Genomic DNA, 26,385 nt, shown 5'->3' with positions numbered 1-26,385 from the left:
GCCTATTCCGCGCGCGCAAACCAGCTTGCGTGCGGCGGCAATTGCAGCTGGTTGCCTTCGCGGGTGGCGGTGGCGAGACCGTGGCCGTCAAGCACCGACCACGCCGCGTCCTGCGGCAACTCCAGCGTGGCGTTGGTTGCCGCCAGATTGAACACCGCCAGCACCCGCTCGCCTGCGTGCTCGCGCTCGAACGCCAGCACCGGCTCGGCGGTGTCGAGAAAACGGATGCTGCCCAGGCGCAGCGCCGCCACGCGGCGGCGCCAGTGCATGAAACGGCGGTAGCCGCTGAGCGCGGAGTGCGCATCGGCGGCCTGCCGCGCCACGTTCAGCACGCGGTGCTCGGACGGCACCGGCAGCCACGGTTTGGCCACGCTGAAGCCGGCGTTCGGGCCGTCTGTCCACGGCATCGGCGTGCGGCAGCCATCGCGGCCCTTGAACTCGGGCCAGAACGCGATGCCGTAGGGGTCGCGCAGCGCCTCGAACGGCAGCTCGGCCTCGGTCAGGCCCAGCTCCTCGCCCTGGTACACGCACACCGAGCCGCGCAGCGAGCACACCAGCGCGGTGAGCTGGTTGGCCATCGCTGCGGAGGAACGGCCTTTGCCCCAGCGGCTCAGCACACGCTCCACGTCGTGGTTGGACAGCGCCCAACATGGCCAGCCTTCGGTCATCTGCGCCTCCAGCGCGCGCACCGTGTCCCGGATATAGGCCGCGCTGAAGGTGTCGGTCAAAAGCTCGAAGCTGTAGCCCATGTTGAGGCGATGGCCGGCGGTGTACTCCGCCATCGTCGCCAGCGAGTCCTCGGAGGAGATCTCGCCCAGGGTGACGCTGCCGGGGTAGCGATCCATCAGCGCGCGCAGCTCCCCGAGAAAACCGAGGTTTTCCGGCCGCGTGTTGTTGAAGTAGTGGTACTGGAACGCGTACGGGTTGGCCGCGCTGAAGCCGCGCCCGCTGCGCGCCGCCGGCGGCTTGGCCGGGTTGTCGCGCAACTCGGCGTCGTGGTAGCAGAAGTTGATCGAATCCAGGCGGAAGCCGTCCACCCCGCGGTCGAGCCAGAACCGCAGGTTGTCCAGCACCGCCGCGCGCACCGCCGGGTGGTGGAAATCGAGATCCGGCTGGCTGGCGAGGAAATTGTGCAGGTAGTACTGCCCGCGCCGCGGCTCCCAGCTCCACGCCGGCCCGCCGAACAGCGACAGCCAGTTGTTCGGCGGCGTGCCGTCGGGTTTCGCGTCCGCCCACACGTACCAGTCGGCGCGCGGGTTCGCGCGATCCTGTCGACTTTCCCTGAACCACGCGTGCTCGGCGGAAGTGTGGCTGGGCACCTGGTCGATGATGACCTTGAGCCCGCGCGCATGCGCGGCAGCCAGCAGGCTGTCGAAGTCCGCGAGCGTGCCGAACAGCGGATCGACGTCGCACGGATCGGCGATGTCGTAGCCGAAATCCGCCATCGGCGAGCGGAAGAACGGCGCAACCCAGATCGCATCCACGCCGAGCGCGGCGATGTAATCCAGACGCGCGATGATGCCCGGCAGGTCGCCGACCCCGTCACCGTCGGTGTCGAGGAAGCTGCGCGGATAGATCTGGTAGATGACGGCACCGCGCCACCATGGTGTGTCACTCATTGCTGGCCCCGGTCCGGCGCAGCGCGCAGCGGCGCGCCACTGCCCTGAAAACGGCACCCAGCTTAGGGCAGCACCGCGCGGGCCAGCAGAAACGTGCATACGTATTCATGCATGCTGCACCCGCGGCATGCATACGAGAACAAATGGACGTCTGGACGTCCATTTGCATTTTGCCCGCCACCGCGAAAGTGGCGGCACCATGCCGCGCAACGCCAATTTTCCCGACTCCGGCGCGGGCGCCGCGGCTATGCGTGTGGCATTGCAACAACGCCGACGGAGCCGCGAAATGAATACGTATGCACAAACGGTGCGCGGCGAAACCCCGGCCCTACCATGCGGTCACGCGGCCGAAATACGGCCGAGACACGCCGGCAACGCGGGATGCGCATCCGGCACGCGCCGCAAGACGGCATCGATATTTCGTGGGGAGACCGAACATGCTACTGAAACGCAAGCTGCTTGCCGCAGCGCTGCTTACCGCGGGCATCGGCGCCACCGCCGGTGCCTTCGCCGCACCCGCTTCGGCGCAAGCTGCGCAGGACCAGACGCAGGACACCGCCGCACCGGCCACCGCCGGCAAGACCGACAAGAAGGCCGCCGACAACAAGTCGAAGGCACAGGACATGTCGACGGTGACGGTCAACGGCTTCGTCAGCTCGATCGAGAACGCCACTGCGCTCAAGCACAACGCCAGCACCATCGTCGAGGCGGTCTCCGCCGAGCAGGTCGGCAAGCTGCCGGGCGTGTCGATCGCCGATTCGCTGGGCCGCCTGCCCGGCCTCGCGGTGCAGACCTTGAACGGTCGCCCGCAGGTGCTCACCATCCACGGCCTGGGCCCCGACTTCTCCACCGCGCTGGTCAACGGCGGCCAGCAGGTCTCCACCTCCAACAACCGCGACGTGCAGTTCGACCAGTACCCGTCGAGCTGGTTCGACAACGTGGTGGTGCACATCTCGCCGGAGGCCAACCTGATCGGCCAGGGTCTTGCCGGCACGGTCGACATGCACACCATCCGCCCGCTGGAAAAGAGCGGCATGGAGGCGGCGTTCAACGCGCACTACATCTGGAACAGCATGTCCGAGCTGTCGCCCGGGCGCGGCGTGAGCAACAGCGGCTACAACGTCAACGGCGTGTGGGTGAACCAGTTTGCAGACCACACCATCGGCGTCACGCTGGGCGTCGATCTGGAAAACAACCCGACCCAGATCCAGCATCAGGGGCCGTGGGGCTATCCCACTCCTGATTCCTGCTCAAAAACAAATGGGGTAAGCAACTGTTTGAACGCCGACGGCAACCAAGTGCTCGGTGGATCCAAAAACTTCGGTATCACTGACTCGATGAAGCGCAATGGCCTCTTGGCCACCGTGCAGTGGCAGCCGAACGAGCACTACACCGGCACTCTCGACCTCACCTACGACGCGTTCAAGGAAGCCCAGCAGGCCAAAGGTGTGGAGTTTCCTCTTGGCTGGGCCAGCGGCATCGTGGCCCCGGGCGTTACAGCCTCTAACGGCCTGGTGACCAACGGTACCTACACCAACGTGTCGCCGGTGATCCGCAACGACTACAACAGCACCACGGCACGCGTCTACAACCTCAACTTCGACAACAAGTTCACCATCAACGAAAACTGGACGATCGATGCAGTCGCCAACTACTCGCGCGCCACGCGCCGCGACGTGAACTTGGAAAGCTACTCAGGCTTCGGCTTCAACAAGAGCGGCCCCACCGACGTGCTCGGTTTCAGCGAACTAAGCAACGGCATGCTCTACGTCCACCCCACGATTGACTACACCAGTGGCGTGGTGCTGACCGACCCGCAAGGCTGGGGCGGTGGCAGCGATGTGGTGCAGGCCGGCTTCATCAACGCCCCGCGCACGGTCGACTGGCTGGCCAACTTCCGCCTCGCCGCGGTGCGCAGCTTTGCCAGCGGCCCATTCTCCAGCATGGAGTTTGGCGTGGCGCACAGCCAGCGTGACAAGACCTACCACATCGACCAGACCTTCCTGACGCTCGGCGGCGGCACCATCAGCGGCGGCAGCGCTGTCACCACGGCACCGTTCAGCGGCACCTCGTGCAACCCGCTGGCGTGGATGGGCATCCCGTCGCAGCTTTGCTACAACCCGTTTGCGCTGATGGGCAACGGCACCCTGGTCGGGGTGCCGACCTTCGGCTCCAACACGGGTCTGCCGCCGAACTGGAAGACGCGCGAAAAGGTGCTGACGCCGTACGTGCAGTTCAACCTCGACACCATGCTTGGCAACGTCAGCCTGCGCGGCAACTTCGGGGTGCAGATGCAGCACACCTCGCAGGACGCCACCGGCGAGCGCGTCGCGCCGGGCAGCGCCATCACCGGCAACGCCATCACGCTGGTCCCGGTCACCGGCCACACCAGCTACAACAAGTACTTGCCCAGCGCCAACCTGATCTTCGGCTTCAGCGACAACGATGATCTGCGCGTCAGCGCCGCCCGCACCCTGGCCCGACCACGCATGGATCAGATGAACGCGAGCCTCGCGGTCGTCGGCGACCCGACCCACCTCAACTCCACCGATCCGAACCAGGCTTACTTCCACGCACAAGGCGGCAACGCCAAACTCAAGCCGACGATGGCGGACAACTACAACATCAGCTACGAGCACTACTTCTCCGGCGGCAACGGCTACGAGTGCAGCAGCACCGATGCGAAGAACTCCGACCTGTGCCGCACCGGCGGCGGCGGCTACTTTGCGGTGTCCGGCTACTACATCAAGCTGAAGGACTACATCAATCCGAACTCGGCGTACCCGTTCGATTTCGCGTCGTTCTTGCCGTTCAACCTATCGGCTAGCCAACTCGCTCAGCTGGGTACTACCAAGGGCTTCGTTTCCGGCCCGGCCAACGAAGGCCGCGGCTACGTGAAGGGCCTGCAGGGCACCTTGAACCTGCCGTTCAACCTGCTCACCCCAACCCTGAACGGTTTCGGTTTGATCCTTACCGGCAACCGCACCAAGAGCTCGCTGGTGTACCCCGGCAACTCGACGCCGATCACCGTGCCGGGCCTGTCCAAGTGGGTCGCCAACGGCACGCTGTACTACCAGCATGGCGGCTTCGAGGCGCGCATCAGCGACAGCTACCGCTCGAACTTCCTCGGCGAAGTGTCCGGCATCAGCGCGACGCGCATCGAGCAGACGCTGAAGGGTGGCAGCACCTATGACGCGCAGGTGAGCTACACGTTTGAAAGCGGCACCTTCAAGGGGCTGACCTTGATTGCACAGGGCTCCAACCTGTCGAACAAGATCTTCACCACGTTCCAGAACAATGACCCGCGCCAGGTGCAGACCTGGGAACGTTACGGCCGCCGCTACGATCTGGGCGTGTCGTACAAGTTCCAATAAGGCCCGCTACACGTGAGCGGCAACCACCGGGCACTCTTTGCGTCTGCCCGACGGTTGCCGCCCACGCTTGACCCTCCCCTCATGCCCCGTCGTGCAAGTTTCGGCGGGGCATTCTTTTTGTAGCGTCCGGAGTTGCCATGACCTGCCGTCTCGTTCCGACCCTGCTCGCCGCGCTGCTCGCGCTTGGCATCGCCGCACCTGCCGTGGCGGCACCCGCCACGCCGACCGCACCATCCATTTCGGTTCCCGCCAGCTCCGGCGTGTGGTACGAGATTTTCGTGCGCAGCTGGTACGACACCAACGGCGACGGCATCGGCGACTTGAACGGCGTCACCGCCAAACTCGACTACCTGAAGTCGCTCGGCGTCTCCGGCATCTGGCTCACGCCGATCAACCCGTCACCGAGCTACCACGGCTACGACATCACCGATTACCAGGCGGTGAACCCGCAGTTCGGCACGCTGGCGGATTTCCGCAAGCTCACCGCTGCTGCGCACGCGCGTGGCATCCGCGTCATCGTGGATCTGGTCGCGAACCACAGCAGCAACGAGCACCCGTGGTTCAAGGCCGCGCAAAATCCGCGCGACGCCCACCACGCCTGGTACGTGTGGGCGAACCCGTACACCGACCTCGACACCCTGAGCGCCACCGGCGGCAAATCGTGGCACGCGGCGGCGGACGGCAAGCAAAACTACCTCGGCATCTTCGTCGCGCAGATGCCGGACCTCAACTATGACAACCCGGCCGTGCGCAGTGCAATGATCGATGTCGGCAAGTTCTGGCTGAAACAGGGCGCCGACGGTTTCCGGCTGGACGCTGCGCAGCACCTGTACGACGACTTCGCCTCCGACAACGACAACCCGCAGGCGCTGGCGAAGAACCTCGCGTTCTGGGGTGAATTCCGCCGCGGCATCGACCGCGTCGATCCGCACGCCTACCTCGTGGGTGAGGTGACGCGGCCGCTCGCCAGCGAGCTCACACCGTGGTTCAAGCCGCTGGATGCGGCGTTCAATTTCCCGCTCGCCATCGAGCTCATCAAGGCCGCCGGCAGCGAGCGCAACCAGAGCCTGGCGGCCAAGCTGGAACACACCTATGCGCGCTACCGCGCGGTGACCGGCGGCAGCGCGATCAAGGATGCGCCGTTTCTCTCCAACCACGACCAGGAGCGGGTGATGAGCCAGCTCGGCGGCAACGCGCAGCACATGCGCACCGCCGCCGCGATGCTGCTCACCCTGCCCGGCCGGCCATACGTCTATTACGGCGAGGAGCTGGGCACACTGGGCAAGAAGCCCGACCCCGCACTGCGCGAGCCGATGCGCTGGGAACGTGCCACCACCGCCAAGGGCGAAACCACGTGGGAGGCGGTCGATCCGGCGAACGGGCCGGCCATTTCGGTGCAGGCGCAAGCGGATGATCCGCAGTCGCTGCTCAACCGCTACCGCACACTGATCCACTGGCGCATCGCGGTACCCGCGCTGCGCGATGGCGGTTTCCGTGCCTACCCGCATGCGAGCGACCATCTGGCCGCGTGGCAACGCACCGCACCCAGCGGTGGCGTGCTGGTGGTGCACAACCTCTCCAGCAGTACGCAGACGATGGCGCTCGACGTGCCCGGCGAACCGCATTACGCACGCCTGATCGAACAGACCGGCCCAGGTGCCACCATCCACGGCACGACGCTCAGCGTGCCGGCCTACACCAGCGTGGTGCTGCAATGACGAATCGACGCATGCTTCCCCGCGCTCTCACCCTCGCACTCGGCCTGCTGGTCGCCCTGCCCGCCACCGCGGCGGCGGTCGCTCCGCCGGCACCAACCACGCAGGGCGCTGACGCATCGGCGCTGGACTTCCGCCTCGGCGCCACCCAGGTGTCGATCCGCTTCGCCGGCCCCGGTGTGCTGCACGTGCAGGCCCTGCCGGCCGGCGCCACCGACCGCCCCACGCTGGTGATGGATCCGCACGCCGCCCCGTTCGATGCACGCGCCACACAGGTACGCAGCGACCACGACGGCGGCACACTGGACGACGCCCGCCTCACGGCACGCTGGAACCGGCAGGCCAACACGCTCACCTTGCAGAGCGCGCAACACCATCCGCTGCTAACGCTGGATCTCGCCGCGCTGGCGCAAGGCCAGGTGGCGCTCGGCCATGCCGCGGCCGATGCACTGTACGGCATCGCCGGCTACGACAAGGACGCCGATGCCGCCAGCGGCCTGCTGCGCACCGGTCACTGGGTGGCCAAGGCCGGCAAGCAGGGGCATGCCGGCGCGCCGTTCGTGTGGAGCACCGCCGGCTGGGGCATGCTGGTGGATACCGACGGCGCCGACTTTGCGCTGCATTCCGCGCGTCTCGAAGTCACCAGGCTTTCCAAGCCGGCGGTGGACGTCTATCTCCTGGTGGGCACACCGCCGCAACTGTTCGCCGAGTTGGCGCAGCTCTCCGGCCACGCGCCGCTGTTCCCCAAATGGGCATCGGGTTTCATCAACAGCCAGTGGGGCATCGACGAAAAGGAATTCCGCCAGATCGTCGCCACCTATCGTGCCAAGCACATCCCGCTCGACGCCTTCACCTTCGACTTCGACTGGAAGGACTGGGGCAAGGACTGGGGCGAGTTCAGCTGGAACCCGGTGAAATTCCCCGATGGCCCGAGCGGCAAGCTCAAGGCCGACATGGACGCGCTCGGCGTGCGCATGACCGGCATCATGAAGCCCCGCGTGCATGTGGACACCATCGAGGGCCGCTACGCCACGGCGCATGACCTGTGGCTGCCGGGCGAGAAGGCAAGCCCGGACTACTTCTCGCATCTGATGGTGAAGGACATCGACTTCGACCACCCCGCCGCGCGCGCGTGGTGGTGGAACCCGCAGCTCCAGCACAGTTTCGAGACCGGCATCGTCGGCTGGTGGAACGACGAGGCCGACACCACCCAGAGCAACACCCAGTTCCTCAACATGCAGCGCGCCACCTATGACGGCCAGCGCGCGCACTCGCCGCTGCGCGTGTGGTCGCTCAACCGCGATTTCTGGCTTGGCGCGCAACGCTACGCCTACGGCCTGTGGTCGGGCGACATCAAGACCGGCTTTGCCAGCATGGCCGCGCAGCGTCCGCGCATGCTCAGCGCCATCGCCCTGGGCGAGATGCAGTGGGGCATGGACGGCGGCGGTTTCGAAGGCCATCCCTCGGACGAAAACTACGCGCGCTGGATCGAGTTTGGCGCCTTCACGCCGGTCTTCCGCGTGCACGGCACGCAGAACGAGAAGCGCCAGCCGTGGGTGTACGGCCCGGTCGCCGAAGCCGCGGCCACCAAGGCCATCCGCCTGCGTTACGCGCTCATGCCGTACATCTACAGCTACCAGCACCGCGCCAGCACCCAGGGCGTGGGCCTGGTGCAGCCGCTCGCCTTCGTCTGGCCGCACGACACGCAGGCGCGCAACGACGTGCAGAGCTGGTTGTTCGGCGACTGGCTGCTGGTGTCGCCGGTGGTCGCCCAAGGACAGACGTCCAAACGCATCTACCTGCCGGCCGGCGACTGGATCGACTGGTGGAGCGGCAAGCACTACGCCGGCGGCCAGAGCGTCGACTACGCAGTGGATGCCAAGACCTGGGCCGACATTCCGCTGTTCGTCCTCGCCGGCGCGATCATCCCGACCCAGCCGGTGATGGATTGGACCAGCGAGCACCCGGTCGCAACGGTCGATGTCGACGTGTTCCCCGCCGCCACGGCCACGCACTTCGCCTATTACGACGACGACGGCGAAACCTACGGCTACCAGCACGGCGAATACTTTGCGCAGCGGCTCACCACGCACAAGGCCGGCGACACGGTGAGCTTCAGCGTCGCCGCGCCAGAAGGCAGCTACCAACCGGCACTGCGGCATTACCTGGTACGCGTGCATGGCATCGCGGCGCAAACGGTCGATGGCGCGCTCAAGCGCTACGCCACGCCCGCGGCGCTCGCGGCCGCCGACGGCGAAGGCTGGAGCACCGCGAGCGACCGCTACGGCGCACTCACCGTGCTCAAGCTCGACGCCGGTGCGGCGCGCGCAGTAACGCTGCACGCCAACGCCACGCACTGAGGAACGACGCCGCCGCGCGCCGGTGCGCGCGGCGCAAGGGAGCCGTGCTGCCGCCGGATGCGGCGCTGAACGTCACCACGCGAGGAAATGCCGGCCCTGGGCACCGGCGAGCGCGGCGGCATCCGCCCAGTCCGATCCAGGAGGGGTTTCGATGAAACATGCAATGAAAGCCGGCCGCCACGGTCTGCGCCAGCTGCCGCTGGCCTTGTGCCTCGCGCTGAGCGGGTTTGGCGCCGCACTGTGGAGCACCGCGGCGACCGCCGCCAGCAACGACAACAACGTGGAATGGGCCGGCCTGTTCCACGACCAGGGCCTGCTGTACGACAGCGCCCCCGAGCCCACCGCGAGCACGCCGGTGACGCTCACGTTCCGCACCTTCAAGGGCGACATCAGCAGCGCCAACATCAAGTACTACGACAGTGCCGACGGCCTGTTCCACTGGGTGGCGATGCACTGGACGGCGAACGACGCGACCGGCACCTACGACCTCTGGCAGGGCACCATCCCGGCCAGCAGCTCGAAGAAGTACTACCGCTTCCAGATCAACGATGGCACCGCCACCGCCTGGTACAACGCGGCCGGCATCACCAGCAGCGAGCCGTCCTCCGGCGATTTCTTCATCCTCCCCGGTTTCAAGACGCCGGACTGGATGAAGAACGGCGTGATGTACCAGATCTTCCCCGACCGCTTCTACGACGGCGATCCGTCCAACGACGTCACCAACGGGCAGTACACCTATGCCGGCTGCGCCACCGAGCAGCATGCCTGGGGCAGCAGCGTGGTCGCCAATATCAGTGGCTGCAACAGCGAGGTGTTCTTCGGCGGCGACCTTGCCGGCATCGACCAGAAGCTGGGCTACATCAAGAACACGCTGGGCGCCGACATCCTCTACCTCAACCCGATCTTCTCCTCGCCCACCAACCACAAGTACGACACCCAGAATTACTACACCGTCGATCCGGCCTTCGGCAGCAACGCCACGCTGCAGCAACTGATCACCGACGTGCACAGCAGCGGCAACGGGCCGCACGGCTACCTCGTCCTCGACGGCGTGTTCAACCACAGTGGCGACAGCAACTGCTGGTTCGGCAAGGTGCGCTACGCCTCGATCACCTGCTCCCAGCAGGGCGCCTACCAGTCGCAGGCCAGCCCGTACTACCGCTATTACACGTTCCAGACCTGGCCGGGCAGCTACTCCACGTTCTTCGGCATTTCCAGCATGCCCAAGCTGGACTACGGCGCCAGCGGCTCGGCCACGCGAAGCCAGATCTACGCCAACACCGGCTCGGTGGTGCAGACCTACCTCGTGCCACCCTACGGCATCGACGGCTGGCGGCTGGATGCGGCGCAGTACCTCGATGCCGGTGGCAACAACGGCAGCGACGCCACCAACCACCAGATCATGCAGGAGCTGCGCACGGCGGTGAAATCGGCGAACTCGAATGCCACCATCGTCGGTGAATACTGGGGCGATGCCTCGGCCTGGCTGGCCAACGGCGCCGAGTGGGACAGCGCGATGAACTACAACGGCTTCACCCAGCCGGCGTCGGAGTGGATCTGCGGCGTGGACGAAAGCGGCAACGCCGCCTCGCTGGTTCCGAGCAAGCTCGACAGCTGGCTGCACGGCACGCGCGCCGACCTGCCGACCGACGTGCAGCAGACCATGACCAACTTCCTGGGCAGCCACGACACCTCGCGCTTCGCCACCCGCTGCGGCGGCGACATCTGGAAAACCTATTTGGGCCTGATCTTCCAGATGACCTACGTCGGCACGCCCACCATCTACTACGGCGACGAATACGGCATGCAGGGCGGCGCCGATCCGGACAATCGGCGCAGCTTCGACTGGAGCCAGGCCACCACCAGCAACACCGCGGTAGCGCTGACCCAGCAGCTGGTGCGGATCCGCAACACCTACGCGGCGCTGCGTACCGGCTCGTTCATGACCCTGATCACCGACGACACCAACGACATCTACGCGTTCGGCCGCTTCGACCAGACCAACCGCATCGCGGTCGTGCTCAACGGCACCGGCACCACCAAGGCCGTGACGGTGCCGGTGTACGCGGAGAGCATGACCAACGGCAGCCAGGTCACCGATCTGCTCACCGGCAACAAGTACACGGTCAGCGGCGGCAATGTCACCGTGAACGTCCTGGGTCATTACGGGGTGATCCTCGCGCAGTAACCGCCGCGGCTTTGCAAACCGGGCAGTGCGGCCATCCGTGCACACTGCCCCCGGATTGCCGCATGCTGGCCATGCGGCCATCCGGGCCCGCCAACAGGCATGAACGTGCCGGCGAAAGCACGGCACCCGACCATCGACCGGAACGAGGAACAAGCAACATGAAGAAGACCATGGCAGGCGCCACGCCAATGCCGGCCGATGCGCGGAGGCTTGCGTCATGATTCTGCTTGGCAGCCTGGCGCTGGCGCTGGCCGCGGGCGCACAACCCCCGCTCTGGCACGATCAACTGCAGTGGCGCGACCAGCGGGCCCGCATCGAAACCCAGGGGCCGGGTTTCCTGCTGCACGCCGCGCACGGCACACGCGCGATCCCGGCGCCACGCTACACGGTGGCTACGGCAAGCCCACTGTTCGATGGTCTGTATGCGATGGCGCAGGACGATCTCAAGCAGGATTCGGTCACCGCGATCCGCGACGGCGCGTACGACCACGGCAAGGCCATTGCCTGCGACTGCTTTGCGACCGGCGAAAAATGGCCGTACGTGTGGACTCGCGATCTTTCCTATGCGGTCGATCTCGGCCTGTGGCGCTATGACGCCACGCGCGCACGCAACGGCCTCCTGTTCAAGCTGTCCGACTCGCGCGTGGCCGGCACGCCGCGCGGGCCGTTCGTGATGCAGGACACCGGCTCGGGCGGCAGCTGGCCGATCAGCACCGACCGCATCGTGTGGTTTCTCGCCGCGCGCCACCTCGCTGGCGACACCGCGTTTGCCGCCACCACCTGGCAGGCGCTGACCGCGACGCTGGCGCAGGATCGCGAATACGCATTCGACGCCCGCATGGGCCTGTACCGCGGCGAGACCTCGTTCCTCGATTGGCGCGAGCAGAGCTACCCGGCGTGGACGGCGAACGACGTAGTGCCGATCGGCGAGGCGTTCGCACTGTCCACCAACGTGCTGCACTACCAGGCACTGGTGCTTGCCGCGCGCATGGCGGGCGCGCGCCACGATGCACGCGCAACGATGTACCAGGCGCAGGCCGATGCGCTGAAGACCGCGATCAATACGCATTTCTGGCAGGCCGGGAGTGGTCTGTACGTGAGCTACCTCGGCGGCAACGGCCTGCCGTATGCCACCTACGACCTGCTCGGCATCGCGCTGGCGATCGACAGCGGCGTCGCCGACACGGCGCAGGCACGCCAAGCGCTGGCGAAGTACCCGGCATGGCCGGCCGGCAGCCCGGTGATCTGGCCCGAGCGCAGCGAGCAGCCGATCTACCACAACCGCGCGATCTGGCCGTTCGTCAGCGCCTACGCCCTGCGCGCCGCGCGCAAGCTGGACGACCCCGCGCACATCGCGTTCGAGATCGAATCGCTGATGCGCGGCGCCGCGCTGGCCGGCTCCAACATGGAGAACTACGAGCTGACGACGCAGGCGGTGCACGTGGAGGATGGCAAGCTTTCCGGCCCGGTGGTCAACTCGCCGCGCCAGCTGTGGTCGGTCGCGGGCTATCTGGCGATGGTGGGCGAAGGCGTGTTCGGGCTGGAAAGTGATGGCCGCATCGCACCCAAGCTGCCGACCGCGCTGGTGCCGATGCTGTTCGGCAACCGCGACGCGATCAGCCTCGCCACGCCCGGCCAGCGCATCACGCTGGTGCGGCCGCAAAACCTCGCCGGCAACCTGCTGGTGGCCGACCACGTCGAGCGCCGCGGCACCGAGGCACGCGTCACGCTCAAGGCCATCACGGTACTCGCACTCGCGCTGCGCCTGGATGCGCCGCTATACGCGCCGGTTGCACCGGCCACGCCGGCCGTCACCCGCGCCGGCGCACAGTGGCAGGTGCAGGCCGCCGTGGCCGGCACGCTGTATGAAAACGGCAGGCGCCTGGGCGCCATCGACGGCACGCGCAGTGTGCCAGCGCGCGCGGCGCTGCAATGCTTCAGCCTCACCACCACCGGCGCGAACGGCCTCGAATCCCTGCCCAGCGCGCCGCGCTGCGTCGGCCCGTTTGCCGAAGTCGTCGGCGCCTGGCCGCGCGCGTGGACGGCGCCAGCCAACGGCACCTACCAGGTGTCGCTGCGCTACACGAACGACCACGGCCCGATCAACACCGGCATCACTGCCGCGGTGAAACGTCTGCGGGTCACCTGCGCGGGTGCGCCGCTGCAGGTCGCGACGATGGTGATGCCGCACAGCGTCGGCGCGGAGGATTCGACTACCGCGCGCTTCGACGCCAAGGCCGGCGCGCACTGCACGTTCGCGCTCGACGACGGCTTCAACATGAGCTACCTCGCGCACAACGCGCACTACACCGGCGGCAGCGGTGGTGCGGGCGGGCCGCTGAACGATGCCACGATCGGCGCGCTGCGCATCGTGCCGCTGGAGGGCGAATGAGCACCCGCAAACCCGAGCTCACGTTCTGGCAAATCTGGAACATGTGCTTCGGGTTCCTTGGCATCCAGTTCGGCTTTGCGCTGCAGAACGCCAACGTCAGCCGCATCTTCCAGACGCTGGGCGCCGACGTCGACCAGATCCCGGTACTGTGGATCGCCGCGCCGCTCACCGGGCTCATCGTGCAGCCGCTGATCGGTTATTTCTCCGACCGCACGTGGTGCCGGTTCGGTCGCCGGCGGCCGTATTTTCTCGCTGGCGCGCTGCTCGCCACGCTGGCGCTGGTGGCGATGCCGACCTCGCCCACGTTGTGGATCGCGGCCGGGCTCCTGTGGATCATGGATGCGTCGTTCAACGTGGCGATGGAGCCGTTCCGCGCGTTTGTCGGCGACCAGTTGCCGCCGCGCCAGCGTCCGCTCGGCTACGCGCTGCAGAGTTTCCTGATCGGCATTGGCGCCGTCATTGCCTCGTTCCTGCCGTGGCTGCTCACCCGCTTCGGCGTCGCCAACACCGCACCGGCCGGCAGCGTGCCGCACTCGGTGATGTACGCGTTCTGGTTCGGCGCAGTGGTGCTGCTCGGCGCCATGCTGTGGACGATCGCGACCACGCGCGAGTACCCGCCGGAAGAACTGCACGCGTTTGCCGATGCCGGCCCCGAGGCGCAGGTGGTCGACGTGCGCGGCGCGTGGAAGATCGGCGCGCTGTTCCTCGTCGCCGGCCTCGCGCTCACCGGCGTGATCCACCACTACGCGCTACGCGCGGAGCTGTACCTGCTGGCCGGCGGTCTCGCCGCGGCCGGCCTGCTGTTCGGCTGGCTGGCGCGCACCCGTACGCGCGGCGCGCGGCGCCAGATCATGGGGGATCTGTATGCGATGCCGCCGCAGATGCGCCGGCTCAACTGGGTGCAGTTTTTCTCGTGGTTCGCGATGTTCGCGCTGTGGATCAACACCACGCCGGCGGTGGCCGCGCACTTCTACGCCAGCAGCGATCCCACCAGCGCGGCGTACAACGAAGGCGCGAACTGGGCCGGCGTGCTGATGGGCACCTACAACGGCGTCGGCGTGCTCGCCGCCTTGCTCATCCCGCCGCTGGTGCGCGCGCTCGGGCTGCGCTGGAGCCACCTCATCAACCTGTGGCTGGGCGGGCTGGGGCTCATCTCGTTCCTCTTCGTGCGCGATCCGCACTGGCTGATCGCCTCGATGATCGGCGTCGGCTTTGCGTGGGCGTCGATCCTGTCGCTGCCCTACGCGATGCTGTCGGACAACCTGCCGGCGGCGAAGATGGGCATCTACATGGGCATCTTCAATTTCTTCATCGTGATCCCGCAGCTGCTCGCCGCCAGCGTGCTGGGCGTGCTGCTGAAATGGTTCTTCCGCGACGACCCGATCTGGGCGCTGGCGCTCGGCGGCGCGAGCCTCCTGCTTGCCGGCGTGTTCACTCTGCGGGTGCGCGAGGAGCGCGTTCAGTAGCGAGCGGAAGGAACCAGCAAGCGAGACCGCGCCGTCTGGTTTTTGCCGCACGCTCGCCTAGGCCGATGCGCTGCGCGCGGAGCCGAGGTAACGCTCGGCTTCGGCCCGCGGCATCGCGGCGCCGAAGTCGTTGCCCTGCAGCACGTCGCAGCCGAGGCTGGTGAGAAACGCGGCCTGCGCCGGGGTTTCCACCCCTTCGGCCACCGCCAGCATGCGCAACTGGTGCGCGAGCTCGATGATGGTCTGCGCGATCGCGCCGTCGCCCACGTTGTCCGGCAACTCACGCACGAAGCTCTGGTCGATCTTGAGCTTGTCGATCGGAAACTGTTTCAGGTACGCGAGGCTGGAATAGCCGGTGCCGAAATCGTCCAGCGCCATCTGCAGGCCCAGCGCCTTGAGCCCGGCCAGCGTGGTGCGGATGCGCGCGATGTTCTGCATCAGCGCACTTTCCGTCATCTCGATCTCGAACTGCGCCGGGGGTACCGCGTGCCGCGCCAGTGCGCGCGCCACCTGCTCCACCAGACCGGCGTACTGCACCTGCTGGGCCGACACGTTCACCGCCAGGGTGAGGCCGTGAAAACCGCGATCCAGCCACCTGCGCAACTGGTGCGCAGCCTCGTTCAGCGCCCAGCCGCCGATCTCCGGCATCAGCCCGAGTGCCTCGGCCACCGGAATGAAGCGCGCCGGCATGACCCGCCCCAGCTCCGCGCTGTTCCAGCGCAGCAAGGCTTCAAAGCCGGTGAGCGAATGATCGAGTGCGTTGTGCTGCGGCTGGTAGTACAGCTCCAGCTCATGCCGGCGCACGGCGTCGCGCAGATGCCGGCCAAGCACCACGCGTTCGTCCAGCGCGCGGCCCTGCTCACGGGTGAACTCGGCCACGCGGTCGCGGCCTTCGCGCTTGGCCAGGCTGAGCGCCGCCTCCGCGCCGCGCAACAGCGCACCCGGCGTCTTGCCATGCTCGGGTGCATGACTGATGCCGACGCTGGCGGTCAGCAGCAGACGGTACTCGTCGCCCTCGATCGGACGCGCCACCGCCTCGCGCAGCCGCTGCGCCACGCCCAGCGCCGCGCTGCGATCCATGCCGCTGGCGGTGGCGGCAAACTTGTCGCTGGTGACGCGGGCCAGCGGCCACGCCGCATCGAGCGCGCTGCGCAGGCGCCCGGCCACGCGGCGCAACACGTCATCGCCGATCACGTGGCCAACCGATTCATTGACCACCTGGAAGCGATCCAGCCCCACCACCCACACCCAGACCGGCGCCTCGCCACCAGCGAGCAAGTCGCCCACCGCGTCCTCCAGCATGCTGCGCCGTGGCAGTCCGGTGATGGCGTCGTGGGTGGCAGCCTCCAGCAACTGGGCCTCGGCCACGCGGCGTGCGGTGACGTCGCGCGCCACCGCGTACAGCAAACCATCCGGCGTGGCGAACGCCGTCCATTCGAGCACGTGCTCGCTGCCGTCCACCGCAATCAGGCGGTTGGTGAACCCGGCGGCACGCCCGGGCGCGAGGTTGCCCGGAATCGAACATGCCTCGCGACTACCCGGCAGCGGCTTGAGGAAGTCGGTGTAGTCACGCGCCTTGAGGTCGTCGGCGCTGCGCCCGGTCAGCCGCTGCAGAAAGGGGTTGAACTCCACCATCCGTTGGTGCGCGCGGTCGAAGATGCAGAACAGCTCCTGCGACATCTCGAAAAACTGGTCGCGCTCGCGCAGCCGCACGAGCAGCCGCTCGCTTTCCAGCGCGATGCCCGCCAGCGGCAACATGCGGTCGATGCCGGCCAGCTCGCCGGCACTCGGTGCGCGCACTTCGCGGTAGTACACGGCAAAGGTGCCAAGCACTTCGCCACGACTGCCAAACACCGGCGTCGACCAGCACGCCCGCAAGCCGTGCGCCAGCGCCAGCTGCTTGTACGCAGCCCACGCCGGATCGTGCTCGATGTCGGCCACGATCACCCGTTCACGCCGCCACGCCGCGGTGCCGCAGGAGCCGCGCGCCTCGCCAATCTCCTGGCCATCGATGGCTTCGTTGTAGGCCTGCGGCAAGCTCGGCGCAGCCCCCTGCAACACGCGCCGGCCGGTTGCATCCATCCGCAGCAGCGAGCACAGCGCGCCGGGGTTCAGCGCCTCGTGCAACTGTGCGATGCGTTCGAGGCTCTCCACCAGCGGCCGCTGCGCGGCAATCCCGAGCAGGATCTCGTGCTGGCCGCTGGCCATGCGCTCGTCGCGCTTTTGCACGGTGATGTCCTGACAAGCGCCCAGCAGGCGCACCACCCGGCCAGTGCCATCGGTTTCCACCAGGCCGCGGCTCGACAGCACCCGCTGCTCGCCATCCGGGCGCACGATGCGCTCCTCGAACACGAACGGCGCTGCGGTCGCCACGGCGTGCTCGATCGCCTGCCGCACGCGGTCGCGGTCATCCGCATGCACGCGCGCCAGATAACCCTCGAACGTAGGGGCATACGTGCTGCGGTCGAGCGCGTAGATGCGGTAGAGCTCATCCGACCACGCGACCTGGCCGCTCGCCACCTCCCAGCTCCAACTGCCGACCTGCGCCAACTGTTGCACCTGGTCATATTGCCGCTGCTGCTGCAACAAATGCTGCTCGGTGCGCTTGCGTTCGGTGACATCGCGAAAGTGGATGGTCAGCCCATCGGGCGCGGGGTAGAGGCAGCTTTCAATCCAGCGATCGAGACTTGGGAACCACGTTTCCAGGTTGCTCGGCCGCTGCGCCGCCAGCGCGTGCTGGTAGCGCTCGCGGCAGCCCGCCTCCGAAACATCCGGAAACACCTCCCACGGATGGCGCCCCGGCAACTCATCCGCCGCCTTGTGCAGCAACTCGCAGGCCACCGGGCTGGCGTAGGTGTACCGCCAGTCGAGATCGAGCGCGACAAACGCATCGGTCACGCGCGCAAGCGCGCGTTGCTGCGACGTCGATCCACTCGAAGTGTGCGCCATGGATAAGCATGACCCTGCTGCACGCGGGAAAACAGCGTATGCCCGCCGCCCACCCGCCGCAACATGAACGTTTTGTCGAGAAGCGGACCCGTCACGCAGCGGCAAAACGTCCATGGTCGGGCTTCCGCCCCGCCGGGCTTTGCGGCGGACCGAATCCCACCGGCGCCAGCAACTTGCCGCAGCCTGCTTTTACCAAATCCCGAAGCCCGATCCCACCCCAACCCCGGCTGCCTACCGTGCGCGCTTGCGTGCCCCGCGCACACTCGACGCGCGCACCTTGAGCTCGGCCGGCAGCATCGCGCTCTCGGCGTGCTCGCCGCGGATTTCACGCAGCAATTGCTCGACCAGCACCTCGCCGGCGCGGCCGGTATCCTGGCGCACGGTGGTCAATGCCGGGTTGACGAAGCTCGCCATCGAAATGTCGTCGAAGCCGGCCAGCGCCACGTCCCGCGGCACCGCGCGGCCATGCTCCGCCAGTGCGCGCAAGGCGCCGATCGCGATCAGGTCGCTGGCGGCAAACACCGCGTCGAACGCCACGCCGCGCTCGATCAGGAGTTCCGCCGCCTCGTACCCGGCCCGCTCGGTGGTTTCCGCATCCGCCTGCAACGCCGGATCGGCCGCCAGCCCGGCATCCGCCAGCGCCGCCGCATAGCCGCGATAGCGCTCGTGGAACTCGGGGTAGTGCGGTGTGGCATCGCCCAGGAAGGCAATGCGCCGGCTGTGCTGGGCAATCAGGTGCGCGGTGGCCAGCCGCCCGCCGGCAAAGTTGTCGCAGCCGATCGACACCCCGGGCTGGCCCGGCAGCACCGCACCCCAGCGCACGAAACGGGTGCCCTGCGCGACAAGCTTTTCGAGCTTGTCGCGATGCGATTGATAGTCGCCGTAGCCGAGCAGGATCAGCCCATCGGCCTTTTGCGAGCCGGCAAAATCCGCATGCCAGTCGCGCGAAAACTGCTGGAACGAGATCAGCAGGTCATACCCCTGCTGCGCGCTGGCGCGCGTGATCGAGCCCAGCATCGACAGGAAGAACGGATTGATGTGCGAATCGTCGGCCGTGGGATCCTCGAACAACAGCAGCGCCAGCGTGCCGGTGTGCTGGCGCCGCAGGTTGGAGGCGTTCTTGTCGACCTTGTAATTGAGCTCCTCGGCCGCCGCGCGAATGCGCCGCCGGGTCTCCTCGCTCACCAACGGGCTGCCGCGCAAGGCACGCGACACCGTGGACTGCGACACCCCGGCGAGGTGGGCGATATCGAACGAGGTGGCCTTGCCCTTCATCGCGGCTCCGCTGCTGGGTGCGCGCGGCACGCGCCCGTGCGCGCATCGTATCAGGCGCGCACGGAGGCGCTTGGCGCGCGGGGAAAGTGGGGCGTCGGTCAACCGCACCGCTCGTGCTTGCCTGCTTCCCCTCCTCAAGCGCCGACAGCAACCAACGCCCGGTAAGCACCTGGTCGCACGGACGCCATCACGACAAACGGCCGGGAGTGCCGGCCGTTTGCTGCGTCACCGACGCCACGCATGGCGTCATGGATCGGCTCAGAACGTGTACTTCAGCGACGCACCCGCACCGTAGTCCGGGCTGCCGTCGGCAAAGCCACCCATCACGTAGGCCTGCATCCGCCAGCTGTTGCCGAGCTTGTGGTTCCAGTAGCCGGTCAGTTCGCTCTGCGCCGCGCCGCCGGTGGCGATCCGCTCGCGGTAGTAGTAGTAGACGCCGATGCCATCGGCCGGGCCGAGCTTGTACTGGGCGCCGACATTGGCATTGAAGCCGTTCTTGAGCTGGATGTACTGCGAGCTGCCGTACTTCATCCAGCCCACCCCGCCGAACGCGGTCCAGTTGCCGACCACCTTGTAGGTGTCCAGCGCCACGCCGTAATCGTTCTTGCCGGTGCCGAGGCCCTTGTTCTCGTCGGCGGTGCCGAACTTGACCTTGCCGGTGAGGTCCACGCCAAAGGTCTGGTCGGCGCTGGTGAACACCTGGTAGCCGATCGACGCCACCACATCGCCCAGGCCCGAGGCCGAGCCGCTGGTGACGGCCGGTGTGCCGGGCACGCCGGGGCCACCCTGGCCATTGCCATGACCACGCGACTTCGGGTTGTTGTTGTGCACCTGGCCCACGCCGGGGATCACGTCGCCTGGACCGCTGATGTTGATATACGGCACCACCAGCTTGAAGGTCCAATCGCCGGTGGTGTACTCGCCGGTGATCGGCACCGACCAGATGTCGGTGGTGGTGTTCGTGCCGTACTTGCCACTGCTGTAGTTGGCGCCGGCGGAAACACTGAACTGGTCCGGAGCGTCAGCCGCGTACGCCACCGGCACACCGACCAGCAGCAGGCCACCGGCCAGCATCCAATAAGGTTTGTTGCTCATGCGTGGAAAGTCCTGATGGGTAGGTACGACGCTGCGCGGCCGGGCCTACCTTCGGCCGCGCAGCAGAGTGCATCACCGGGCGCAACCGCCGGGTTCGCCCTGCGGTTGCGCCCGGGGGTCCCGGATCAGCCGCCCGGACGACCGGCGTGCGAAGGATGATCCGGAATCTGCGGACGCTCCGGCAGATTGGGCTTGCCGGCGAAATCCGGCTTGCCGGCAAAGTCGGGCTTGCCCGCCATGTCGGGACGGCCGCCGTGGTCGCCCGCGTCCGGATGGCTGTCCATGTGGCTCTTGCCGAAATCCACCTTCGCGACGGAGGTGTTTGCGTGCGCACCCTTGGCGCCGTGGCCGGCGGCATTCGGCGAGCGCATCACGTCGCCCAGCTTGAAGCCCATGCTGTTGGCGATCTGGCCCCAACCCTCGCCGGACGCGCGCGCTGCAAGCACGCCCTGCAGGTCGATGCTGGTGCCGTCGGCCAGCACCAGCGTGCCGCCGTTGAGCGCCGCCTCGAGCTCGGCCGCGGTGGGATCGGTGATGCCCGCCTTGGTCAGGCTGGCCTCGGCCAGCGACAGCGCGATCTTTACGTTGCCGTAACCCATCTTGCCGGTGGCCGGCGTGAAGGTGCTGGTGGTCGTGGTGCTCGGCGCTCCGTTGGTGCCGGCGACAGTTTCGGTCAGCGTGATCGCGCTGCCATCACGCAGGCCGTTCACCAGCGCCTGCGCGTTGGTGTCGGAACCGGCGAAGGTCGTGAACTCGGTAGTGAGCCGGGTCGACTCGTGGGTTGTGGACGTGGTCGTCGTCGTCGTGGTGGCGGTGCCGGTCGTCTGTGCCAGCGCCGGCGTGGCGGCGAACGCAGCCAGTACGCCAGCAGCCAGCAGGGTGGTGGTGAAGCGACGCGTGTTCATGCTAAGCCCTCCCGAAACGTGGAATGGCCGGACTGGCCAGTGCGATCCGCCGGCGTCCTGCCACGGGTATGGATGCCGCCGCCGATCGACAACCCTTGCGAGCTGACCGACGCAGCGACGTGACACCCCAAGTTTGCGCGAATGGGTCGCGCGCACAAGCCACCCGGGATTCCGGATTCAGCGGGCATTCCGCAGGAAATGTGCGCTGCGTCAGGTTGCAAGAAGTTGCGGAACCCCGTGCCGCCGCGCCACTCAATCGGTCGCGCGCGCGCCGGAGACAGGGCGAGAACACGTACTTTCTCGCCGGCCACTCCTCAGCGGTCGCGCGCGTGCCGGAAACAGGTAACGAGATGGTCGTCGACCATGCCGGTGGCCTGCATCAGCGCATAGCAGATAGTGCTGCCGACGAAGCGGAAGCCGCGTTTGCGCAACGCCTTGCTCATGGCGTCGGAGACCGGCGTGGTGGCCGGCACTTCCGCCGACGTGCGCCAGCGGTTCACGCGAGGCGCACCGCCCACCAGTGACCACAGGTATGCATCGAGGCTGCCGAACTCGGCGCTGGCGACCAGCGCGGCGCGCGCGTTGTCGCGCATCGCGTTCACCTTGAGCCGGTTGCGGATGATGCCCGGATCGAGCAGCAACCGCTCCAGGTCGCGATCGGTCAGCGCCGCCACGCGGGCGATGTCGAAACCGTGAAACACCGCGCGGTAGTGCTCGCGCTTGGCCAGCACGGTGCGCCACGCCAGCCCGGCCTGCGCGCCTTCGAGGCACAGGAACTCGAACAGCAGGCGGTCATCGTGCAGCGGTACGCCCCACTCGCGGTCGTGGTAGGCGCACATCAACGCGTCGTCGGCCCGGGCCCATTCGCAGCGGTGCATGCAATCGCTCCGGCAAAGCCGCAGTGAACCGCCCCGCCCCGGATCGCGCAAGCCGCCGGCGTGCCGGTCGGCGCCACGGCTACAATCGCGGCCTCCCTTCGCGCCGCTTTCGATGACCCCCTCCTCGCCGCAACGCGGCGCCGTGCTGGCGCTGCTCGCCACCATCCTGCTGTGGGCCTACAGCTGGGTGGTGATGAAACAGGTGCTGACGTACATCGGCCCGTTCAATTTTTCCGCACTGCGCTATTTCCTCGGCGCGCTGGTGCTGTTTGTGGCGCTGCTTGCCGCGCGCCAGTCGCTGCGTCCGCCGCCGCTGGGCGCGACGATCCTGATCGGTTTGTTCCAGACCGCGGCGTTCCAGGGTTTCGAGCAGCTCGCGCTGGTCCACGGCGGGGCCGGGCACGTGGCGCTCTTGGCATACACCATGCCGTTCTGGGCGGTGCTCATGGCCTGGGTAGTGCTGCATGACCGGCCGATGCGTGCACACTGGGTGGGCGTGGGCTTTGCCGCCGCCGGGCTGGTTTTCATCATCGAACCGTGGCATGGCCTCGGCAACCCGACCAGCACGGTACTGGCGATCGTCGGCGGCGCGATGTGGGCGGCCGGCACCGTGCTCAGCAAGAAACTGTTTCGCCAGCGCAACGTATCGGCACTCAGCCTCACCGCGTGGCAAATGCTGGTGGGCGGGATTGCGCTGGGGGTGCTGGCGCTGGCGGTACCGCAGCGGCCCACGCTGTGGACCGGCGCGCTGATTGCCGGGCTGGCCTATTGCGTGCTGTTTGCCTCCAGCCTCGCGTGGTGGCTGTGGTCGATCGTGCTGGCACGCCTGCCGACCACGCTCGCCAGCGTGGGCAGCCTCGGAGTGCCGATCGTCAGCGTGCTCTTGGCGTGGTGGATTCTTGCCGAGCGGCCGCCACCGTCGGAATGGCTGGGCATTGCACTGGTGCTGGTCGGCCTGTGCGCGGTGAGCGGCGTGCGCCTGCGGCGGCATTGACGCATTCAGCGTCGCGCGGCGGCAACGGCGTTACCATCCGCGACAGGTTTTCATGGTTGGTCGGTCATGCTCTCGCTGCCGCATGTATGGTCTTCGCTGGTGGATGCCGTCAGCACGCACGCGGTCGCACCGGCGCTGGATGTCCTGCATCTGGGCAAGCTCTCCGGTGACCCGCGTGACATTGCCGCGGCGCTGCTGATCGCGGCGCTGCAAATCGCGATCATTACCTGCCTGTTCCGTCCGCTGGAAACCTTTTTCCCGGCCGAAAAGTGGACCGACCGCAAGCTGACGTTGCCGGATCGCAATTACACGCTGGCGATGCTGCTGGGCATCTTCCCGTTGTTCACGTACCTGATCCTGATGCCGTTCAGCAACCTTTTTGGCGGCGGCGACGCGAGCACCGCCAGCACCGGCTCGTCGCTGGCGCTGACCACCTGGATGCCGTGGTTCGACGCACACCCGTACGTGCTGTTCGGCACGTACTACGTGATCTACGACTTCGTGTACTACTGGATGCACCGCACGCAGCACGCCATTCCGTGGTGGTGGGCGCTGCACAGCATGCATCACAGCACGCACCAGATGAGCTGCTGGACCAACGATCGCGGCAGCCTGGTCGACGGCTTCATCCAGTCGATGATTCTCGCCGTGGTCGGCCTCGTGATCGGCGTCGACCCGGACGAGTTCGCCTGGCTGATGCTGATCGGCGAGCTGGTGCAGAACCTCTCGCACACCAACACCCGGCTCGGCTTCGGGCGCGTCCTCAACCACTGTTTCGTCGATCCGAAATTCCATCGCCTGCACCACATGCTGATCGACCCGGACCGGCCGCAATTGCACAACTGCAATTTCGGCCAGGTGTTCTCGATCTGGGACGTGATCTTCGGCACCGCGCTGTATGGCGAGCCGCCGCGCCCGACCGGCGTCGGCGACCCGGTGGTGGATGCCGACAACCGCTGCGGCGTGATCGGCCTGCAGTGGGTGTCGTTCAAGCGCTTCTGGGCCTCGGTGTGGTGCCTGGCCGGCTGGAAGCCCGGCGAAGTGGCGTTCGACCCGGTCGACCTGCACCCGGTGCCGGTCAGCGAGCTGGATGTGCACGCGCTGGCGGCGCACCAACCCGGCGCCACCACCGGGCACACGGCGCCCACCGCCGCTACCGACAAGCCGGTGACCGCGTAGGCGTGCTCACCACGGCAACGCGTCGAGATCGACGTTGCCGCCAGTCACCACCAGACCAACTTCGCGCCCGGCAAAACGCCCGGGGGCCTTGAGCACCGCGGCCAGCACCGTGGCGCTCGACACCTCGACCACCTGTTTCAGCTCGCTCCACACCAGACGCATCGCCGCCACTGCCTCGGCGTCGGTGACGGTGACGATGGAAACCTGGTGCGCGCGCAGCGCCGCAAGGTTCGGCTCGCCCACCAGCGCGCGCAGGCCATCGCACACGGTGTCCGGTACCACGCTGGTCACGCGGGTATCGGCGGCCAGCGAGCGCGCGGCATCGTCGGCACCGGCGGGTTCCGCGGCAACCAGGCTCAGCTCGGGATTCAAAGCGTGCGCGGCGATGGCGATGCCGCTCATCAGCCCGCCGCCGCCCACCGGGGCGACGATCACCTCGAGCGATGGCACCTGCCGCAGCAGTTCCAGCGCGATCGTGCCCTGCCCGGCCATTACCCGCGCATCGGCATACGGGTGCACCAGCGTGGCGCCGGTCTGCGCCTGCACCGCGGCGCACATCGCCTCGCGCGCGGCCTGGGTCGGCGCGCAGCGGTGCAGCGTGGCGCCAGCGCGCGCAATCGCGTCGACCTTGGCCTTGACCGCACCTTCCGGCACCACGACGTGCGCCTGGATGCCGCGCGTGGCGGCCGCCAAGGCCAGCGCGTTGCCGTGGTTGCCGGAGGAGTGCGTCACCACCCCGTGCGCGGCTTCCCCGTCGCTGAGCGACCACACCGCATTGCACGCGCCGCGAAACTTGAACGCGCCGCCGCGCTGCAGCTGCTCGCATTTGAAATGCAGGTGCGCGCCGGCCAGCGCATCCAGCGCCGCGCTGCGCAGCACCGGCGTTACCACCGCGTGCGGCGCGATGCGCGCGGCGGCGGCGCGGATATCCGTCAACTCAGGCAGCGCGTTCATGCGGTCAGGATCTCCACGCCGCAACGGAAATGGCGCGTCGCGCCCGGTTCCAGGCGGATGGCGGCGGCCCACTCCGGCCGGTTGAACGCATCCGCCATGCACTCCATCGGTTCCAGTGCGATCGCCCGGCGCGGATCGCGGCTGATGGTGTCGCCGGTGAACGCGTGCATCAGCCCGCGCTCCTGCCACACCGCGATCGCGCGGCCGCCGACCGGGTCGCGCAGATGCGTGCGGATGCGGCCATCGGCATCGGCGTCCAGCTCGGCATAACCCTGGTCCAGGATGCGGTTGCCGATGACCTGCGCCACGCGAAAATCCAGCGCCGGCGCATCGTCCGCCGCCACCTGCGCCTGCGCGCCGGCAAGCGGCAGCAAATCCGCGCCGGTGCGGATCAGGCCGTGCGCGGGGATCTGCAGCTCCCACTCATCGACCACGCCGTCCGTCACGCGAAAATACGGGTGCCAGCCAAAAAAACACGGCGCGGGTTGCGTGCCAACGTTGCGCATTGCCACGTCCAGCGCGAGACCACTGGCCTCCAGCGCAAAGCTCACGGCAAGGTCGATTGCATGCGGATACCCCGGCCGCGGGCGGATCGCCTGGGTGGCCAGCGTCACCCGCGCCCCATCCGCATCGGCCACGAGATCCGTCACCGCAAACAGCGCGTCGCGCACGAAGCCGTGCCGCACGGCGCGCGCTTCGCCGGTCACGCCAGGCGCCAGGTCGTACGCGGTGCCGTCAAACGTGTAGCGCGCATCCTGGATGCGTCCGCCAAACGGCACCATCACCGCAAAACGCGAGCCCTTGCGCGCGGCAATCTCGGCGGCGTTGCGGTAACCATCCGCATAGTCGTGCCAGCCGCCGGCTTCGCGCGCCACCAGGCTGGTCAGCACCGCGCCGAAGCACGCAATCCGCACGCGGCGCCCCGCCACGGCGTCCTCCAGTTGCACCACGCGCTGGGTGCCGAGCGTGCCTTCAGCCGCTTGAAAACGCGTCATTGCCTGACTCCGTGCAAGGGTCGATAACCGCCTGCATGGTAGCCTTT

The 26,385-nt window shown here is 67.6% G+C and carries 16 protein-coding genes; 8 read left to right on the top strand and 8 right to left on the bottom strand.

Going from position 1 to position 26,385, the window contains the following annotated elements:
• Positions 1-2: 2 nt before the first annotated feature.
• Positions 3-1,619: an alpha-glucosidase family protein gene (locus AC3WP6_RS00865; protein WP_492625911.1), complete on the bottom strand. Its 1,617-nt coding sequence runs from the start codon at positions 1,617-1,619 to the stop codon at positions 3-5.
• Positions 1,620-2,056: 437 nt separating this feature from the next.
• On the opposite strand from AC3WP6_RS00865, the gene AC3WP6_RS00860 reads away from it, so the two are divergent.
• From AC3WP6_RS00860 to AC3WP6_RS00835, 6 genes are all read left to right on the top strand, one after another.
• On the top strand, positions 2,057-4,993 hold the full coding sequence (locus AC3WP6_RS00860) for a TonB-dependent receptor (RefSeq protein WP_492625910.1): 2,937 nt from the start codon (positions 2,057-2,059) through the stop codon (positions 4,991-4,993).
• Positions 4,994-5,130: 137 nt separating this feature from the next.
• Positions 5,131-6,711, top strand: coding sequence for an alpha-amylase family glycosyl hydrolase (locus AC3WP6_RS00855; protein WP_492625909.1), 1,581 nt, complete (start codon positions 5,131-5,133; stop codon positions 6,709-6,711).
• 11 nt (positions 6,712-6,722) lie between these two features.
• Positions 6,723-9,068 carry a TIM-barrel domain-containing protein gene (locus tag AC3WP6_RS00850; protein WP_492625908.1) on the top strand — a complete coding sequence of 782 codons (2,346 nt, stop codon included), beginning with the start codon at positions 6,723-6,725 and terminating at the stop codon, positions 9,066-9,068.
• Positions 9,069-9,219: 151 nt separating this feature from the next.
• On the top strand, positions 9,220-11,256 hold the full coding sequence (locus tag AC3WP6_RS00845; protein WP_492625907.1) for a glycoside hydrolase family 13 protein: 2,037 nt from the start codon (positions 9,220-9,222) through the stop codon (positions 11,254-11,256).
• A gap of 217 nt (positions 11,257-11,473) precedes the next feature.
• Complete coding sequence (locus AC3WP6_RS00840; protein WP_492625906.1) at positions 11,474-13,648, top strand: alpha-L-rhamnosidase-related protein; 2,175 nt, start codon at positions 11,474-11,476, stop codon at positions 13,646-13,648.
• Complete coding sequence (locus AC3WP6_RS00835; RefSeq protein ID WP_492625905.1) at positions 13,645-15,114, top strand: MFS transporter; 1,470 nt, start codon at positions 13,645-13,647, stop codon at positions 15,112-15,114. Before AC3WP6_RS00840 ends, AC3WP6_RS00835 begins: the two co-directional genes overlap by 4 nt.
• Before the next feature lie 57 nt (positions 15,115-15,171).
• On the opposite strand, the gene AC3WP6_RS00830 is transcribed toward AC3WP6_RS00835, so the two are convergent.
• From AC3WP6_RS00830 to AC3WP6_RS00810, 5 genes are all read right to left on the bottom strand, one after another.
• The gene (locus AC3WP6_RS00830) at positions 15,172-18,063 is read right to left on the bottom strand and encodes a sensor domain-containing protein (protein ID WP_492625904.1); all 2,892 of its coding nucleotides are present in this window, start codon (positions 18,061-18,063) and stop codon (positions 15,172-15,174) included.
• A gap of 231 nt (positions 18,064-18,294) precedes the next feature.
• Entirely contained in the window at positions 18,295-19,338 is a 1,044-nt protein-coding gene (locus AC3WP6_RS00825) for a LacI family DNA-binding transcriptional regulator (protein WP_492625903.1), read from the bottom strand.
• Between the two features lie 258 nt (positions 19,339-19,596).
• A complete protein-coding gene (locus AC3WP6_RS00820; protein WP_492625902.1) occupies positions 19,597-20,433 on the bottom strand; it encodes a transporter in 837 nt (278 codons plus the stop codon).
• A gap of 125 nt (positions 20,434-20,558) precedes the next feature.
• Entirely contained in the window at positions 20,559-21,338 is a 780-nt protein-coding gene (locus AC3WP6_RS00815; RefSeq protein WP_492625901.1) for a hypothetical protein, read from the bottom strand.
• 314 nt (positions 21,339-21,652) lie between these two features.
• A complete protein-coding gene (locus tag AC3WP6_RS00810) occupies positions 21,653-22,216 on the bottom strand; it encodes a DNA-3-methyladenine glycosylase I (protein ID WP_492625900.1) in 564 nt (187 codons plus the stop codon).
• Positions 22,217-22,328: 112 nt separating this feature from the next.
• On the opposite strand from AC3WP6_RS00810, the gene AC3WP6_RS00805 reads away from it, so the two are divergent.
• Positions 22,329-23,210, top strand: a complete 882-nt coding sequence (locus AC3WP6_RS00805; protein WP_492625899.1) for a DMT family transporter — start codon at positions 22,329-22,331, stop codon at positions 23,208-23,210.
• A 66-nt stretch (positions 23,211-23,276) separates the two neighbouring features.
• Positions 23,277-24,389, top strand: a complete 1,113-nt coding sequence (locus AC3WP6_RS00800; RefSeq protein ID WP_492625898.1) for a sterol desaturase family protein — start codon at positions 23,277-23,279, stop codon at positions 24,387-24,389.
• Between the two features lie 6 nt (positions 24,390-24,395).
• Here the strand turns inward: AC3WP6_RS00800 and AC3WP6_RS00795 are convergent, their stop codons facing one another.
• A complete protein-coding gene (locus AC3WP6_RS00795) occupies positions 24,396-25,343 on the bottom strand; it encodes a pyridoxal-phosphate dependent enzyme (protein WP_492625897.1) in 948 nt (315 codons plus the stop codon).
• A complete protein-coding gene (locus tag AC3WP6_RS00790; RefSeq protein WP_492625896.1) occupies positions 25,340-26,338 on the bottom strand; it encodes an aldose 1-epimerase in 999 nt (332 codons plus the stop codon). Before AC3WP6_RS00790 ends, AC3WP6_RS00795 begins: the two co-directional genes overlap by 4 nt.
• Between the last annotated feature and the right edge of the window lie 47 nt (positions 26,339-26,385).

It is taken from the genome of Rhodanobacter sp. FW106-HT46G03 (assembly GCF_058789895.1).
The sequence above is the reverse complement of the archived record's forward strand: the minus strand, read 5'-3'. Positions and strand labels throughout refer to the sequence as shown.

Coding starts and splice junctions, on each gene's coding strand:
- AC3WP6_RS00865 (WP_492625911.1), bottom strand. CDS start 1,619: ATGAGTGACACACCATGGTGGCGCGGTGCCGTCATCTACCAGATCTAT.
- AC3WP6_RS00860 (WP_492625910.1), top strand. CDS start 2,057: ATGCTACTGAAACGCAAGCTGCTTGCCGCAGCGCTGCTTACCGCGGGC.
- AC3WP6_RS00855 (WP_492625909.1), top strand. CDS start 5,131: ATGACCTGCCGTCTCGTTCCGACCCTGCTCGCCGCGCTGCTCGCGCTT.
- AC3WP6_RS00850 (WP_492625908.1), top strand. CDS start 6,723: ATGCTTCCCCGCGCTCTCACCCTCGCACTCGGCCTGCTGGTCGCCCTG.
- AC3WP6_RS00845 (WP_492625907.1), top strand. CDS start 9,220: ATGAAACATGCAATGAAAGCCGGCCGCCACGGTCTGCGCCAGCTGCCG.
- AC3WP6_RS00840 (WP_492625906.1), top strand. CDS start 11,474: ATGATTCTGCTTGGCAGCCTGGCGCTGGCGCTGGCCGCGGGCGCACAA.
- AC3WP6_RS00835 (WP_492625905.1), top strand. CDS start 13,645: ATGAGCACCCGCAAACCCGAGCTCACGTTCTGGCAAATCTGGAACATG.
- AC3WP6_RS00830 (WP_492625904.1), bottom strand. CDS start 18,063: ATGGCGCACACTTCGAGTGGATCGACGTCGCAGCAACGCGCGCTTGCG.
- AC3WP6_RS00825 (WP_492625903.1), bottom strand. CDS start 19,338: ATGAAGGGCAAGGCCACCTCGTTCGATATCGCCCACCTCGCCGGGGTG.
- AC3WP6_RS00820 (WP_492625902.1), bottom strand. CDS start 20,433: ATGAGCAACAAACCTTATTGGATGCTGGCCGGTGGCCTGCTGCTGGTC.
- AC3WP6_RS00815 (WP_492625901.1), bottom strand. CDS start 21,338: ATGAACACGCGTCGCTTCACCACCACCCTGCTGGCTGCTGGCGTACTG.
- AC3WP6_RS00810 (WP_492625900.1), bottom strand. CDS start 22,216: ATGCACCGCTGCGAATGGGCCCGGGCCGACGACGCGTTGATGTGCGCC.
- AC3WP6_RS00805 (WP_492625899.1), top strand. CDS start 22,329: ATGACCCCCTCCTCGCCGCAACGCGGCGCCGTGCTGGCGCTGCTCGCC.
- AC3WP6_RS00800 (WP_492625898.1), top strand. CDS start 23,277: ATGCTCTCGCTGCCGCATGTATGGTCTTCGCTGGTGGATGCCGTCAGC.
- AC3WP6_RS00795 (WP_492625897.1), bottom strand. CDS start 25,343: ATGAACGCGCTGCCTGAGTTGACGGATATCCGCGCCGCCGCCGCGCGC.
- AC3WP6_RS00790 (WP_492625896.1), bottom strand. CDS start 26,338: ATGACGCGTTTTCAAGCGGCTGAAGGCACGCTCGGCACCCAGCGCGTG.